Source organism: Pseudoalteromonas sp. MEBiC 03607, from assembly GCF_004792295.1.
Lineage (GTDB): Bacteria > Pseudomonadota > Gammaproteobacteria > Enterobacterales > Alteromonadaceae > Pseudoalteromonas > Pseudoalteromonas lipolytica_C.
On record NZ_SRRY01000001.1, the window covers coordinates 907,117 to 920,304 of the forward strand.

The 13,188-nt window shown below is 36.1% G+C and carries 11 protein-coding genes; 9 read left to right on the forward strand and 2 right to left on the reverse strand.

All coding sequences use genetic code 11. From position 1 onward, the window contains the following. The first annotated feature begins 258 nt into the window (after positions 1–258). Together E5N72_RS04120 and E5N72_RS04125 are read left to right on the forward strand one after the other, a co-directional pair. The gene (locus tag E5N72_RS04120) at positions 259–1,722 is read left to right on the forward strand and encodes a hypothetical protein (protein WP_135923347.1); all 1,464 of its coding nucleotides are present in this window, start codon (positions 259–261) and stop codon (positions 1,720–1,722) included. A 274-nt stretch (positions 1,723–1,996) separates the two neighbouring features. Beyond that, on the forward strand, positions 1,997–2,581 hold the full coding sequence (locus E5N72_RS04125; protein WP_135923348.1) for a hypothetical protein: 585 nt from the start codon (positions 1,997–1,999) through the stop codon (positions 2,579–2,581). A 62-nt stretch (positions 2,582–2,643) separates the two neighbouring features. On the opposite strand, the gene E5N72_RS04130 is transcribed toward E5N72_RS04125, so the two are convergent. Both E5N72_RS04130 and E5N72_RS04135 read right to left on the reverse strand, forming a co-directional pair. Continuing rightward, positions 2,644–3,531 carry a sulfotransferase family 2 domain-containing protein gene (locus E5N72_RS04130; RefSeq protein ID WP_135923349.1) on the reverse strand — a complete coding sequence of 296 codons (888 nt, stop codon included), beginning with the start codon at positions 3,529–3,531 and terminating at the stop codon, positions 2,644–2,646. Next, positions 3,503–4,834, reverse strand: a complete 1,332-nt coding sequence (locus E5N72_RS04135; RefSeq protein WP_135923350.1) for a flippase — start codon at positions 4,832–4,834, stop codon at positions 3,503–3,505. Before E5N72_RS04135 ends, E5N72_RS04130 begins: the two co-directional genes overlap by 29 nt. A gap of 129 nt (positions 4,835–4,963) precedes the next feature. Here E5N72_RS04135 and E5N72_RS04140 point away from each other — a divergent pair, with 129 nt between their 5' ends. The 7 genes from E5N72_RS04140 to wzx all read left to right on the forward strand — a co-directional run bounded on the left by E5N72_RS04140 (position 4,964) and on the right by wzx (position 13,179). Then, complete coding sequence (locus tag E5N72_RS04140; protein WP_135923351.1) at positions 4,964–6,127, forward strand: polysaccharide pyruvyl transferase family protein; 1,164 nt, start codon at positions 4,964–4,966, stop codon at positions 6,125–6,127. A 179-nt stretch (positions 6,128–6,306) separates the two neighbouring features. Beyond that, positions 6,307–7,371, forward strand: a complete 1,065-nt coding sequence (gene wecA / locus E5N72_RS04145) for a UDP-N-acetylglucosamine--undecaprenyl-phosphate N-acetylglucosaminephosphotransferase (RefSeq protein ID WP_135923352.1) — start codon at positions 6,307–6,309, stop codon at positions 7,369–7,371. A 48-nt stretch (positions 7,372–7,419) separates the two neighbouring features. Then, positions 7,420–8,364 (forward strand): Wzz/FepE/Etk N-terminal domain-containing protein, encoded by a 945-nt coding sequence (locus tag E5N72_RS04150; protein ID WP_168246709.1) that lies wholly within the window; start codon positions 7,420–7,422, stop codon positions 8,362–8,364. A gap of 4 nt (positions 8,365–8,368) precedes the next feature. Beyond that, a complete protein-coding gene (locus E5N72_RS04155) occupies positions 8,369–9,634 on the forward strand; it encodes a hypothetical protein (protein ID WP_135923354.1) in 1,266 nt (421 codons plus the stop codon). A gap of 143 nt (positions 9,635–9,777) precedes the next feature. Next, complete coding sequence (locus tag E5N72_RS04160) at positions 9,778–10,917, forward strand: glycosyltransferase family 4 protein (RefSeq protein WP_135923355.1); 1,140 nt, start codon at positions 9,778–9,780, stop codon at positions 10,915–10,917. Between the two features lie 4 nt (positions 10,918–10,921). Then, entirely contained in the window at positions 10,922–11,848 is a 927-nt protein-coding gene (locus E5N72_RS04165) for a glycosyltransferase family A protein (RefSeq protein ID WP_135923356.1), read from the forward strand. Beyond that, positions 11,848–13,179: an O-unit flippase-like protein gene (wzx, locus tag E5N72_RS04170; RefSeq protein ID WP_135923357.1), complete on the forward strand. Its 1,332-nt coding sequence runs from the start codon at positions 11,848–11,850 to the stop codon at positions 13,177–13,179. The genes E5N72_RS04165 and wzx overlap by 1 nt, the downstream gene beginning before the upstream one ends. Positions 13,180–13,188 lie beyond the last annotated feature (9 nt).

The following is a 13,188-nucleotide window of genomic DNA, read 5'->3' on the forward strand; positions in this document are numbered from 1 at the left end:
GCATGCAAACGAACAAATTAAATTAAGAGGGTTGGCTAATAATAAATGCCTATTTTAGTTTCTATATTGTACTAAAATGTGTGAAAATACTTTACTTGTTCATAAAGTGTGCATGTAAGGTTAATTACTTGACAAGTTTATTGTTAACCCTTAAATTTAGCTTGATCTGGCAAAACTCCAGCCAGAACAATAAAAAATCTTGGTGTATTGCCTTCATTAACAATACATCAGTTTCATGAAACTAGGAGAATGGAAATAATGAAACTATTCAAAAAAGCGCTTTTAGCTACTGCTGTAGTAGGTGCAATGGGTGCACAAGCGGCAACTATCTCAAGTGACGCTAAAAAATTATCTGCAGAAGGTGTTGCATTAAAAGTAGCAGCAACTGCTGATACTCTAACTTTCGACATCGTTGTTGATAAAGACCACCCGTCTTCGTCAGTAATCACTTTAAACTTCGATTCAAACGTTGATCTTTCAAGCACAGCTGGTGTTATCACTGGTGGCGCTGTAACTCAAGGTGTTGCATCAGGTACAGCTTATGCTGGCGATGTAGGTTTTGACTACGGTACTGGTAGCTTCACATTTGACGACGTTAAAGTTACAAATGGCGACGCAACTAAAGGCGAAACAGATTCAATCTCTTTCAAAGTAAACCTTGGTAACCCACTTACAGCTAACTCAGCGTTCCGCGTTGTTTTAGGTAACCACAACTACGGTGGTACTAACGGTGTTGCTAAAGTTCTAGTTAAAGGTGCTTCTACTCTTAGCTACGTTTCTAACAAAGCTGACAAATCAGTTATCGAAACTGGTACTGGTGTGATTGCTTCTGAAGTAACTCAGTTTGGTTTCAAAGTTGATACTCAACTTGACGGCCTAATCATGCGTGACGACCTAACAAGCTTCGTAGGTACAAACGGTTCTGCAGTTAAAACTGATGCTCTTAAGTACACTTTCACAAATGATGAGTCTCTAGGTCTAGCTCTTCAAAACGTTAACGCGAAAATTAACTTCGCTGGTAACTTCAAAGGTGTAACTACTACTGTTTCTGGTACTACTTTAGGTGCTGCTTCTACTGCTGCAGCAGGTAACACAGCTGGTACAGCAGGTACTCTATCTCTACCTACTGCTACTGGTGGTACTACACCTATCGCTGTTTTAGATTCATATGTAATGACTACTCCAGCAACTCCAGTTAAAGCAACTTACGTTAACACTGTTGATTTCACAAACGGTTCTACAAGCACTGTTCAAATCCCAGTAACTGGTGACGTTGAAGCTTCTGTTACAGTAACTAGCGCTTCTAACGCAACTGTTGGTACTGACGGTTACTCTTTATACTCTAAAGTAGCTGCTGGTGAGTGGGCTGTTGACGCAACTATCATCAACGTTCCTTACGTTCCAGTAAATGCTCCTAACACTGATACTTTCATCCACTTCGCTAACGAAACGGATAAAGAAGTAGATGTTATCGTTACTGCTATCGATAACAACGGTAAAGAGTACGGCCCAATGAACCTTGGTGCTAAACTAGCTGCTAACACTGTAACTAAGATCTCTGAGCCAGCAATGGATACTCTATTCGGTCTTAAAGGTGCTACTACTAAACTAAGCGTTACTTTCAACATCGACGCTGATAAAGGCGACGTAAACGCTTACGCAGTTAGCCAAAACGACAAAGGTCGTACAGAAGTTTCTACTTCACAACAACGTGGTAACTAATATTAGTTAGTTTAACTACTTTGTAAAAGCCCGGCTTAAGCCGGGCTTTTTTATGCTTAAAAACTTATTGCTACTAACTTTTATAGGCCTGAAAAGTATTTACAAGAATACAGGGAACAAAAGTACATAAATTTATGTCAACATAAAGTGTTTAAATTATCATAGAAGTAAATTGAGCATTGCAGCGCCAGGCGAAGGTATCTAAAATAGCTTTCAACTGTTATTACAGTTCAGAAAAAGTTGTTGTCTTAAGTAATTTAATTAAAGGTAAAGCATGAAATTTAAAACAGTATTTTTAGCATCAAGCTTATTCTTTGCAGGGATCAATTCAAGCTTTTTACAAGCATCAACACCATTACTTCAGGCACAGCAAGGAAGTGAAGCTTGTGATTTCGATATCAAGTTTTCATCAGAGCCAAAAGAAAAACAGCAAACCTTAAACATCGGTAATGGCGTTGATTTAAATTTAAAACAGTTTATTTCTATAAAACAAATCAAAGCTGCGAACATTGCAAGCAATGTAACTTGTCAGCAACTCGTAGGTCAAAAGTACACAGGTTCAAAAGAAGAATGGCAAGGCTTTGTGAAAAATGCCTTACAAGGCTTAATTAACTCAGGCTTTAAAGACTTACAATTCACTCGTGTGGGTCAGGATGATGCTGTCTACGAAGGTGACCTTGAAAATATGGAATATAGCTTCACTGGAGCTATAAATAAGAATAAACAAATTATCCATAACTTAGCGGTGTTAGATAAAAGTAGCAATCAGGTTGTTATTATTTCAGTGAGTGGAAATGAAAGAGTGGCGGATGAAATTAAAGAAGAGTACACCAATTTAGTTAAATCATTCAGCTTATAAAGTGAATCTTTTTATAGGTAGACGTGATAAAGCTAAGCGTCTACCTTAATTTTATACCTAACCTAACTGTAGATCTCTTTTGCTCGTAAGTAATTCTCTGTTTCAAAGCGACATAGATGTTTAATTCTTTGTTCAATATGTGGCTCATTTAAATAATTTTGAAGAGTGCTTTTTACTATTTGTTTATTGCTTTCTAAATGACTTTCAGTGGTGTTGTGGTTACCAATATGTATTGCTTTACCTGTAAGCGATTTAACTCCTTGGCTAAATTTATCTAGCTCATCAAGAAAACCGACCAAATTATAGCTTGTCAGGTTTGCAATAAATTCAGCTTGAATAGCTTTCGCATCTGCTTCATCTGAAGCAAATCGGCCTGTTACACACATGCTCGTTACATTAGCCATTTGCCACCCGCGTCGGTGAGATAATATAGCATCTACTTCTTGAGTAAGGTTATCAGTAGAAAGGTTGTTAGGCGACATGATAGGTAAAGAGTTAGTCAATTTATTATAAACATAGTTAGATTTAAAACGGCTTACAGGTTCACGTAATACGGTAAGAAAATGATATTGTTTTGCAAACTGATCCAACAATTGTTTGTTGGTGGTTACATGCCCACTTATGTATTGCCAGTTCTGCGCTAGGTGGTAAGCTAGTAAACCAGATAATTGCTTCGCATGGTGGTCGCTAAATTCACTAATACTATCTAGATCGTTAATTTCACGGTTCATGCCTGCTAGGCTCATCGCAATAGCACCCTCGCGGCTAAATCTTGGTTGGCCAGCTACAGCAAACTGTTCTCGAAGGGCTAAATCAATCGATATACCACCTGACTTAGGAATATGTATAAAGCAAATTGACTTTGACTGAGTATCGGAACTTTTTGCAATGCGTCTCAAAGTAAGGTCATAACCAAATTGGTTAATTAGTTTTTTTATAGTGCTTTTCATAATGTACTTTTAAATTTTGGGCTAACTTTATTAAGATAAAGGGTGAATTTAGCATCGATTGGTGAAGTATTTTGGCATAACTGCGGGTTTTGTTATTTATAAACAAAAAGCCATAGCTTGCTACCATATAAGAGATAAGTGTTGCCCAAGCAGCACCTATTCCATGGTATTTTGGAATTAAAACCAAATTGAGTAACACATTAATTACAGCGCCAGCAACATTTGACACCAAACTATATTTATAAAGTTTTTCTATAATGAGCCATTTGGAAAGAACAGCCCTCTGAAAAATAAAGACGCTAGCAAATATATGGATACTCAGAATAGCTGCACTAGCACGATATGATTCGCCATAAATTAGTGTTATCAATTGTTTGGAAAAGAACCAAAGAAAAATGCTCAGTGTTAGTGCTATTAATGTAAGTACAACAATCAATTGTTGTAGAGTGACTTCGTAGGCATGGTAAGCCTTAAATCTCGTGTGACTTAACTGAGCTGTATATACGTTTGCAATTAATACAGGGAAAACATACCAAAACTCCGATAGTTTAGCGGCCGCAGCATAATAAGCGACAGTTTCTGTGTTAACCAACTGCGCGAGCATTATTTGATCGACTTTTAAATAAAGTGCAGCAGCAATTCCAGAAAATAGAAGCCATTGACCTTTTTTGTACAGAGCGAGGTGAGAACTTAACCTTGCTTTTCGTTTTATTTCTTTGTGGTGCCCTTGAGAAATATAAATAAAGTAATAGCAACAGCCAATAAAAACACTTTCTAAACCTTGAAGAAGAACTAAGCCTTGCAGGCTGGCAGAGTTAAGTATAGCGACAAGTTTCGCGACATTGATGAAAGTAATTATGATTAAGCGGACTCGGACAAGTGTAGTAACTTGTTTTTTTGCAATATAAAAAAATTCTAGTACGTATAAAAAAGTAAAACCTTGCATAGCAACAAGAAGGATAATGAGCTTTGATTGCTCATTAGCGATATCTAAAAAGTGCAGGCAAATGAGAGTAGTCACTAAAACAGAAAAGCAAGCGCCGAGTAAACGTATACGCAATGCTGATTTTATGTAGTAATGACTATTTTTGGGGTGCTTCACCACATACTTAGTAACAACATTATTTAAACCCATAATACAAAGAGGGCTAAAAAGACCAGCAAATGAAATAATATACGAAAAGTCGCCAAAAAAAGTAGGTCCTGCTATACGGGCTAGCAGTACACTATTAAAAAAGCTGAGTCCTAGTAAAACTACCTTTTCTAAGATCAAAAATAGCGAATTTTTAACGTTTGAACTCATCACACGCTTTCATCGTTAAGTTAAACGCGTATCTTATCGTAAAATATAGAAATTGCACAGAACGCTTGAATGCATATTCATTGATGTATATGCTAACTGACTTTTCTTTTATATGGCTGGAAACCAATAGTGTTGATAGAGATTAAAGGTGTTCAATTTGTCAATAAAGGGGCAGAATTAATGCTTGCCTCAATTATTTCTCAGCTTGCAAAAGAATTGCCTAGTGCTGATATTTGCCTAGCACATAATAAAAATTCGCCTTATAAAGATCGAGCTAGAGTTGGCGCTTATCAAAAGATTAACTTAAGAAAAAATATCATTGATCTAAATGGTGTTTTTTATTTTTTTCCTCGTTTTATTCTTAATTATTTTAAAAACCGTTTTGGTATTGTGACAGAAGCGGATGTTGATGTTGTATTAGATGCATCAGGATTTAGTTATGGTGACCAATGGTCTGATGTAATTATTAAGCAAGTCGCAAATGAAGTATCGAGATTTAAAAAGAAGCGTAAACATTACATATTCATGCCGCAATCATTAGGGCCCTTTACACGAAAGAGTAATAGGCTTAGCGCAAAAAAAGCTTTCAAAAATGCCAGCTTGGTATTTGCTAGAGAGGAGCCTTCTTATAAGCATGTAAACAGTATTACCCCGCAACTTAACTCTCTAAAAAAAGCGCCCGACTTTACCAATGTCTTGTTACCAAAAAATATATCTGAGTATGCAAAGTATCAGGGGTACTTAATAGTAATACCTAACTCAAAAATGCTAAGTACAAAAAATAATAACAAATGGTGGTATGAGAATTACATTCCTACAATAGTGAAACTTATAAATAAAGCAGCAGATAATAAAATTAGTGCTATGATACTTAATCATAGTGGGGTTGATGATTTAGCGCTGTGCGAGTCTATTCAGGCTCAGTTAAACCAGCAATGCGATATAGTTAACCCACAGAGTGCGATAGAAGTAAAAGCTATTATTGCTAATGCAAGGTCTGTATTTAGCTCAAGGTTTCATGGTTGTGTTAGTGCACTTTCTCAAGGAGTGCCTTGTATTGCTACTGGTTGGAGTCATAAGTACACAGAACTTTTTGATGAATACGATGTAGGGAAATATCTGTTACCTCCTGAAGTGGCAGAAGAGTCACTTATTCAAACATTAGACAGCGTTATCAACGAAGAAGAGGCTTTAAGGACCGGTTTACTTTCTAAGTCTAAACATTTCAAAAAGCTAACAGGCAGCATGTGGCAAGATATATTTGATGTAATCAAATGTAAGGAAGATGGGTGAAAATGTTACTAAATTGTTGTTTGTTTTTTTGTTGTTTAATATCAGTGATTTAGTCTTTTGTGGCTCGGCACTATAATTCTTTTTTAATTTTTATTTTTGTGTAAACCGCGTATAATCAGCACGTTTTGGATCGTCGTTGGGCGTATTAAGTTTATTTATGTTTAATAAGGCTATTTTTTGTGATACTTGATATCTTAGGACTATTTTTGTGTTCATTCATGAGCCTTTTCGTTTTCAGAAAGTTTGCAATTTACATAAACTTAGTTGACCAGCCGAATGAAAGAAAACATCATACTGGTGCAGTTCCATTAGTTGGTGGACTTGCTATTTTCATTGTTGTATTCAGTTATTTAATTGTTTTTTCTGAAACAATCTCTTCATCAGCTTTATACCTATTCTGTGCTGGAACATTGTTAATTGTTGGTGTTCTTGATGATTTGTTCGATATTAGCTTTCGGGTTCGACTTGTAATTCAAGTCGTAATTTCATGCCTGATGATGTTTGTGGGCGAGCTAACCTTGAATAATGCAGGACAGTTAATAGGTCCATTTGATTTAGAATTTTCTTATTTTTGCTATCTTTTCACAGTTGTTGCGGTTGTTGGGGCAATAAATGCTTTTAATATGGTAGATGGCATTGACGGGCTTTTGGGGGCGTTGGCAACAGTTACTTTCACATCTTTGGCAATCCTATTTTATTTGAATAATCAAAAGTCTCTGGCTGTTTTTAGCACAGTGATTGTCGTTACAACAATTCCTTATATCTTAATGAATCTTGGTTTCCCTTTGGGGCAACGCTTCAAAGTTTTTATGGGTGACGCAGGCAGTACCGTTATTGGTTTTACTGTTATTTGGCTTTTATTGGAAGGTTCTCAGCCAGAACAAAATTCAGCTTTTAGTGCTGTAACAGCATTGTGGCTTGCTGCTGTGCCAATTATTGATGCAGTATCTACTATCGCAAGGCGGGTTCGAAAAGGGCAGTCACCATTTCAACCTGACCGTGAACACTTGCACCACATATTGCTAAGGTTGGGGTTTTCGAGTCGACAGGCGCTGTTAGTGATATGTACTGCTTCTGCTTTATTAGCTGCGGCTGGTATTATTGCACATATATACCAAGTACCTGACTACATAATGTTTTATTTATTCATAGCCTTAACGTTGGCATATTATTTTTGTATGTTGAGAATATGGCGTATCAGTGTTCATGTTAGAAAATTTATAAAAAAATTAAATAGCAAATAGCGTGGCCTTCACTACATTAATAACCTTTGAACTAAATGGAAGTAAATTTTGAGCTCTGTAAAACACGAAACGAATCAAAACGATGAAATTAAGCTTTCTCACCTTTTTGAGATCTTGTGGAACTACAAAATCTTTATCGTTTTGTTCACCCTGATATGTTCTGTGGCCACTGTCTTTTATGCCATAAATAAGCCTAATGTTTACACTGCTCGAGGAATTTATATGCCTAAATCTGATGACGGTGCGGGCGGTCTAGCAAAGTTGGCAGGTCAATTTGGTGGTTTAGCAAGTTTAGCTGGGGTTAATCTTGGTGGCGGTGGAGAAAGCAAAACGGATGTTGCGATAGAGCTATTATCCTCGCGTTACTTTTTACAGTCTTTTATTGAAAAGCATGACTTAATAGTGCCTTTATTAGCGGTAACTAAGTGGGATGAACAGTCAGACAAGCTCATTTATGATCATGATCTCTATGACCCAGAGCAAAAAAAGTGGGTTAGAGAAGCCCCCCCTGGAAAAAACGTAATTCCTACCTCATGGGAAGCATACGAATATCTTAAAAAAAGTATCAATGTAGAATATGAGTCAAAAAAGGGATTAGTGAAAATTTCTTTAGTTTATTACTCTCCTGAACTTGCCGCTAAATGGTTAGACCTTTTAGTAAAAGATATGAACGAGTTTTGGAAGCAAAAGAAGCTAGATGAAACTAAGCGTCATATAGATTTACTAACAAGTAAAGCTGATAAAACACAAGTTGCAGAGATTAAAGAAGTTTTCTTTACTCTAATTGCAGAACAAACGAAATCTAACTTGTTAGCTCAAGCAACTGACGAGTCTATGTTCGAGACTGTTGCAGAAGTGATTGTTCCAGAAGAGAAATCTGCACCAAGTCGCGCACTATTATGCATCATAGGTTTCATTTTCAGTGGTTTTTTTGCATGTGTTGTTTCTCTTTTTATGGGTATATCGAAAAAGCGCCAACAGCTAAACGGCTAGAAAAATGAGAGACATAACACTCGGAAGTTATCGTAATTTTTGGTCGCAAGTGGCCGTTGCGATGATGTCACTTTATATTTTAGCTGACATGTTTTCGGGCTTTACTATTATATACCTTGGTATAGATATTAAAGCCTCTCTAATCTATAAAGTTCCTCTGCTAGTATTAATTTTGGGCCTGATTGCTCGCAGTGATGCCAATATATTTAACATGTTATTACTGTTTATAGTGATATCTTTTATTGGTCCATTTTTTGAGTTTATGGAGCACGCCCGTTCTGATTTTTTTATATCTGACTTTTCAACAGCAATAAAAATCTTAACACCTATTTGTATCTTCTTTTTATTTAAAGAGTGGTACAAAAAAGACCCAGAGTTTGCACTTGCAAGCACACATAAAATTTTAACTTACTGCTTTGTACTGCTTAGTATTAACTTTATGCTCGGTGTCATAGGCTTTGGTAAAAGTACCTATGATTTTGGTAATGGAACAACAGCTGGCACCACTGGTTTCATAATGGCTGGTAATGAATTAGGTGGAGCTTTTCTTGTTGCCTATACTTATATGCTTCATAAAGTTTGGAATTATAAAAGTAAGTGGGCTTACTTAGCATTAGCTGGTTTTACGGTTTTTTGTGGTGTATCTGTTTCTACCAAAACCACAATTCTTGCATCGATAATTATTATATTTCTTGTGCCTATCGTAAATGAAAGACAAAAACTATATCAGTTAACACTGCTAAAATTTAAGATTTTTACTCCAATTATTGTGTTAGCAATAATAGTGATAATTTTAATTATTGATTTACTTCAATCTCTAGGTTTGTATGACCGCTTTATCTGGCTTTATAACAAGGGCGGCCTATTAGGCATGATTTTATCGGGTCGAGAAGTTATGGTAGCTAAAAATATAGAAATACTTTTGCAAAGTAGCACTTTGTTCGAGCAACTGTTTGGGCAGGGAGAAGCCCTATCGTTAAAGCGGGCTGATAGCTCAGCTACAACAGAAGTTGATGGCGTTGATATTTTTATATTTTTTGGTGTTTTCACTTTTCTCATTGTTTTTAGCTTCTATGTTTACACCTTATACAAAGCACATCAACAAACCTTAGCTGGTTATAACTTTTTTGCCCCATTTGTATTATTAGCAAGCTTTATATTGTTAATTCTTTCGCAGCTAAGTGGGCATATTTGGGGCTCTGGAACGGTAGGAATTTTAATGGGAGTCATGCTTGGCTCTATTAATAACACTGAAAAGCAAAAGTTATGAAACCAAGTTTCTAATTTTATTTTCTTAAGGTGTTATAATTCATTTTTGCTATCACAACCATTAAATTAACAGTAATGGATATGATTATTTTTGAAGTAGGTAACGTTACTTCAATTAGATATAAATAAGTTTAGGATTAAAAGATGAATCTAGTTGTTCTGACTGGGCGTTATCCATCAATAGATAGCCCTTACAGCCATATGTTTGTACATACTCGCTCAAAACAATATATTGCTCAAGGACACACCGTAACAGCGCTTGTGCCAAGTGAAAAAGAAGAAAAATACACAATAGATGGTGTAAATGTAATTCTTGGCCCTGTAAACAAGTTAATAAAATATCTTGCTAATGTTGACCGTGTCATGATTCATTTATTATTACATCGCTTTACAAAAGCAATTGATGCAAGTGTGCTTTATCGATATGTGCTTGATCATAAGCTACCTACTTTGTTCTTCATACATGGTGTTGAAGTACAAACAATCTGGAATGATAGACGTGATGATATATCTTGGTTAGCTCCTAAGAGTGTAGCTCGCTGGCTTTATCGTGATTGCTATTTGATCAAAAAGATGCAAAAAACCTTAGCAGAATTTGTTGAGTCAGATATACCTGCAAAATTCATAACGCCTTCAGATTGGATGTTGCAAGAAGCAATAAACAATACCGGCGTAGACCTACGCCAAAAGTCATTGGTTATAGCTAATGGTATTGATACTGAAAACTTCAAGTTTACTGAGCGTTGGGCTGATAGAGAAAAGCTTCTAAGTATTAGACCTCTAAATTACCGAGGAAAATATGCCGTTGATTTAGTGCTAGAAACAGCACGTCGTATGCCTGGAAATATTCAAACTGCACTTTACGGCAAAGGCCCAGATGAGGATAAAATTAAGTCGGTAATTTCAGAGCAAAATTTATCAGACAGACTTACATTAAACTCTCGCTTTTTACAACCTTTAGAAATTCCATCTGTTCATCAACAGGCTGGTATATATTTAGGTGTTACTAGAATGGATGCCCAAGGGGTATCTATGTGTGAAGCTATGTCTTCAGGATTACCTACAGTATCTTTCTCTACTTGTGCTATTCCTGAGTTTATAGAGCACAATAAAACCGGCTTACTAGCTAAACCATACGATATGGATGAATATTGTTCTCTAGTTAATGAACTTATAGAAAATAGAGAGCTATTTGAAAAAATCGCATGGAATGCTCACCAGTCAATGGTTGCAATAGATATTCGCAAAACCTCAGAACAAGAGCTTAGCGCTAAGCTAGATTAATATCATGTCTTTAGATTTTTCAATTTGTACACCTGTATATAACAGAGCTCATTTATTACCTAGGTTATATGAGAGCCTAAAATTAAGCTGTTCAGAGGGTATTTCGTTTGAATGGCTCATTGTCGATGACGGTAGCACTGATGACATTCAAAGCTTCATAAAAGAAGTTGAGTCTGAGGGGCTTTTAAATTATCGATATATCAGAAAAGAAAACCAGGGTAAGCATTCATGTATGAATGTGTTTTTTAAAGAAGCCAAAGGTGAACTTACATTAATTCTTGACTCTGATGACTTGTTGGCTCCTAACGCGCTTAAAGAAGCTAATAAAATATGGAAACAGATCAGTAAACAAGAGAAGTTTGCAGGTATCATAGGTTTGTGTATTGATTTAGCAACGCAAAAGCCTAGCGCGCAAGAGTTTCCTAAAGACCCTATGGAATCAACGATCTTAGAAAATGCATATAAATATAATATGAAAGGGGATCGTTGCGATTTTATCAGAACATCTTTATTGAAGGGCAAAGCATTCCCTGTATACAGTGACGAAAGGTTTATGCCTGAAGCTGTTGTGATGACTCTTTTTGATGCAGATAAAAAGTATTATTGCACAAATTCAGCTTTTAAAATCATTGAGTATCAAGCAGATGGCTTAACAAATAGCTATGATAAGCTAGCGATGAGAAACCCTAAAGGCATGTGTTTACGGTTTAAGCTAATCCTCGAAAATATCAACTTAATAAAGCTGCCATCGGGCAAGAATAAGCTAAAGTTTTACGGTAATTATATGCGTTATTTATGCCACCGCGACGGGGTAGTAAAAGCGTTAGTTGAATACTGTAAGATACCCAGGTTTTTCTTGTTGAATTGGTTTATAGGTGCGCCTGTCGGAAGCGTTATGTACGTGAAAGATAAATTAATGAAGGGCAGTTAATGGCACTGTTTTGGGGGTACTTCTCTCGCTTTTCTAGCCTAGCGAGTAGCTTAATTATTATGCCATTTGCTTTAGCAAATTTTACTGAAGCAGAGTTTTCTCTTTGGATGATTTTTGTTGCCTTCTATGGGCTAATTGTTGTTTTTGACTTTGGCTTAAGTAGTACCTTTTCACGCCAAATGAACTATGTGCTATGTGGTGCGCAAACACTAGAAAAGCAAGGCGTTAGCGGTGAGTTTGACAAGTCAAATATCAACTATGCTCTTTTCTCTACGGTTATTGACAGCGCAAAGTTCATCTTTTTAATTATTGCTGTATTAACCACACTCATATTAGCGATTGCGTATTTCTTCTATTTAGAAACCGTGGCATCTAACTCAGGTTTAAATATTCAATATGAGTGGTTACTTTATAGTGCTGCGGTTGTTATTAATATATTTTGCCTTTTGTACAATGCACTGTTTTTTGGAACTAACAACGTTGCCAGCATTTATAAAGTAACAAGCTACAATAATATTGCATTTTTTATTGTGGCCATTTCGATGATCTTAAATGGTTACACCTTAATAGCAATTGCAGTAGCAAGGGTTGTATCCGCATTTGTTTACTTTGTAGCTTCTAAGTATGAAATCAATAAATATAAGATGCTGCAAGGGTACCAATCAGTTAACTTTGATAAAGTAAAACCAACACTGTTTAAAATTTTACCTAATGCTAGCCGTATAGGGATAGTATCGTTAGGTAACTTTATGCTTACTAAAATATCAATATTAATTATTGCTTACTATTTCAGTGCATCAGACTCGGCAACATATTCATTGGCATTAAACCTATTCACCATATTAAGTGCCGTAAGTTTATTGTATATGACCGTTGTTACGCCTTCTTTAAACCGTGCTATGCAAGAGAAGAGCTATCAAACAGTTAAACGCTTACAGGGGCGTGTTAGGCTAGTATCAATGTTAATGGTTGTGTTGGGGTGTATAGGCATTAGTATTATTGGACCACTTTTACTAAAGTTGATTGGTTCAGAAACAAGTTTACCAGAGCTACCATCATTACTATTTTTTAGTTTAATGATCTTATTAGATGTTAATAGACAGATTTCAATGAACTTTATTGCGGCTAATAACCATGTGCCATTCTCAAAAGCTATCGTGCTTTCGGGGTGTATCACTTTATTAGCAACCATTGCACTGTTTGAACTAGGGTATCAGCACTTCATACTACCAATAATTATTCAAATAATTGTTCAGTCAGCTTTTAATAATTGGTATTGGACTGTTGTAGAAAAGCGCACTCTAAAGGAAATGGCTGTAAATGCAGCATAATGGCATAGG